Genomic DNA, 2853 nt, shown 5'->3' on the forward strand with positions numbered 1-2853 from the left:
CCTTGTATAGGGTCCGGAAACAGAAACTTCCCATGTTGCAGTTTCGTGCCATTTGCCGAAAGCGGCTGTGCTGTATCCATTCTGTTTTAAGGTCTCCGCAAAGTATTTTGCATTGTCGGGACGTATACCCTGGTTTCCATAAAAGCCTGTTGCCACTTCCATTACAGAACCCACATTTACATTATGGTGATTTCTCCCGGACAAAAGAGAAGCCCTTGTAGGCGAACAAAGTGCCGTTGTGTGAAATCGGTTGAACCTTAACCCGTTGTCCGCCAACTTGTCGAAAGTGGGCGTATGAATTGGTCCACCAAAAGTGCTCGTTGCCCCGAAGCCAATATCATCTATTAAAACGACAACAATATTTGGGGAACCTTCCGGAGCGCTTACTTCAAAAGTTTCAGGCTTTTCAGCGTCCCTGGCATCCATAATGGTTACAGGTTGATGAGGTGGCGGCTGTATAGGCAACACAGATCTATCCATTTGATAATCATCTGTAGTCGCGGTTTCTGCTTGGTCAGTGGGTAAACCGCAGCTCATGATCACTCCAAAAAGTATGAAGAGTATTAAATTTTTTGAAGTCATAATATGTGTCTTTAGTTAAAGTATACGGATTGCCAACTCATTCCAGGAACCTCAATATAGGGCTTATATAGTAATCCCCCACGATTTAATCTGATGAACTACTCAAAGTGCGAAATCATTTTCCTGTTTTTATAATCCAATGAGCAAGAGGGTGACCTGCTGGCGGGCGTTACAATTATACATTCCCTATGTTTTCAAAAGTCAGTCGGGTTTGGCTTTTGTTTGTAAATCCTATTTTTCGTAAAACAGTCATTACATAGTGACTATGAATTTGCAATTGTGACCAGGGCAATCACCAGGCGGTCAATATCTTTTTTGGTATTGAAAATTGCCAGGGAAATGCGAACCGCATTGAGACCAAATGTGCTCATAGGACGACAATCGATTCCGTAGTCGTCAAAAAGGTGGGTTTTTACATCCTGAACGTCTTTTCCAAGAACTTCAACAACTTGAATACCCCCGGAGAGGGAGTCTGACGCCGGTGTTTTCAAAACCAACTTGGGATGCTCCTTTATAGCTTTTCTAAAGTATGCCTTAAGCTCATAGATACGCGCTTCTATTTTTTTACCCCTTATGGTTTCGCGATAATCCAGTGCTGCACCAAAACCCAGAACTTCGGGTAAGTTTCGTGTATTGTAATTTTCCAGACGGCGAATGCTGGTATCCTCATAGCCACGGGCGACGATGAGCGGTTTCAGGTATTTTTGACTTTCTTCCCTGGCATAAAAAATACCGACTCCCTTTGGAGAAAACAGCCACTTATGGGCACTTACGGTATAGAAGTCACAGCCTATTTCCTTTAAATCAAAGTCGAACATTCCCGTAGCTTGAGCGCCGTCAACAGCAACCAGGATTCCTTTTTCATGTGCCATTTCTGATATTTCCTTTATAGGTAGTATCATACCACTGGTGTTGATTAAATGACATACAGAAATAACTTTGGTTTTAGGCGTTATCGATTTTTTGTAAACTTCTACAATCTCGTCAACACTTTCCGGTAACATGGGGAGGGTAGGGCGCACCAATCGAATTCCTTTACTTTCCTGCCAAACTTTCCACGGGCTTACAGCGCTTGAATGTTCATGGTCGGCCAGGATGACTTCATCGCCCTGTTGAAGATCCAGACTTCTGGCGATTAGATTCATGCCTTCGGTCGTATTGTGGATCAAAGCGATTTCTTCCTCAGAAACAGAAAAAAGAGAGGCTGTTTTTTTTCGAACGGTTTCTTTCTCGTCATTCCAGCCACCCCACATGTATTTTGAGGGAAAATCATCAAGGGTATCCCGAAACTCAGTGGTAGCATTGCGAATTGCTTTTGGACAAGCGCCTAGTGAACCATTATTAAAATAGGTCAGGCCTTCTGCAAAACTGAATTGCGATTTGACAGTCTCCCAAAAGGCTTCTGAAGTATCCGCTGCATTGAAGGAACTAATTGTTTGCTGTAACTCTGAAGTTGATTTGGACCAAATTTGTGTTGGGCTGGCCATGGCACCGGCAGCTCCTATGCCTAAAGTTTTTAGAAATTTCCGTCTGTTGCGCTTCATGTCTATTGATACAAGTTTTTAGAACCTATTTTTTAGAATTTGAAAAGATGGGCGGTAGAAATTTATCGCTTCTTCACCCCTTCCACATGGATCTGCTTCAAATATTATAAAATTTGATGTTTTGATTTTTACGTTTACTTCTCCACAATTCGGCACCCACCGACGCCGCTGATTATTGAAGTTTCGATTCTAAACTTTGAATCAAACCACGGTTCTCTTCTATGGACCTCTCCAGACTTAAAAGATAAAAACCCATAGACATCCTGAGCTGTGATAAAATAGGCTCAAAATATTCATGGTCAAAGGTTTCCCTGAGTTTTACTGTATCAATGGTAGATATCCGTTTTAGAGGTGGAAAAGTTCTGTCGGTACTATCGAATACCCTTTCATTCGCAAAAACATTCTCTTCTTTTAAAAAGAATGCTCTGCTTTCCCGGACTACCAATTCATTGAATTCATCGGTGGCCTGGTTAACAAGGCTGAGGAGGCGAAAATAGCTGCTGAGTTGTTCCCTGATTTCAATATTCCTGAATTTTTCTATAGTCGCCTGATGGTTTTCCCGTGTTATCGGGTTGAATTCTATATTCATGACAAGGTAATCCGGCAATAACATACCGAATGAACCCTGCCCTCTCTTTATGTCGTTAAGTTGAAAATAGGCATCGAGGTATTTGGAGTAGTTGGTCTGATACGCTTTAAAAAGTGCTGAATCTCTCTTTAAGTCGGC

3 protein-coding genes are annotated in these 2853 nt (G+C 42.1%); all 3 read right to left on the reverse strand.

Annotated features, from left to right (window positions below; genetic code table 11):
- A partial coding sequence (locus WBV75_RS03710) for a sulfatase-like hydrolase/transferase (RefSeq protein WP_424119310.1) occupies positions 1-582 on the reverse strand: 582 nt, incomplete at its 3' end.
- 263 nt (positions 583-845) lie between these two features.
- Complete coding sequence (locus tag WBV75_RS03715; RefSeq protein ID WP_424119311.1) at positions 846-2126, reverse strand: aminotransferase class V-fold PLP-dependent enzyme; 1281 nt, start codon at positions 2124-2126, stop codon at positions 846-848.
- Positions 2127-2298: 172 nt separating this feature from the next.
- The coding region (locus WBV75_RS03720) for a hypothetical protein (RefSeq protein ID WP_424119312.1) at positions 2299-2853 on the reverse strand (555 nt) is incomplete at its 5' end.

Source organism: Robiginitalea sp., assembly GCF_049588695.1.
In the GTDB taxonomy this organism is placed as follows: domain Bacteria; phylum Bacteroidota; class Bacteroidia; order Flavobacteriales; family Flavobacteriaceae; genus Robiginitalea.

Bases quoted from the DNA above. Each gene is read 5' to 3' on its own strand.
- WBV75_RS03715 (WP_424119311.1), bottom strand. From the start codon at position 2,126: ATGAAGCGCAACAGACGGAAATTTCTAAAAACTTTAGGCATAGGAGCT.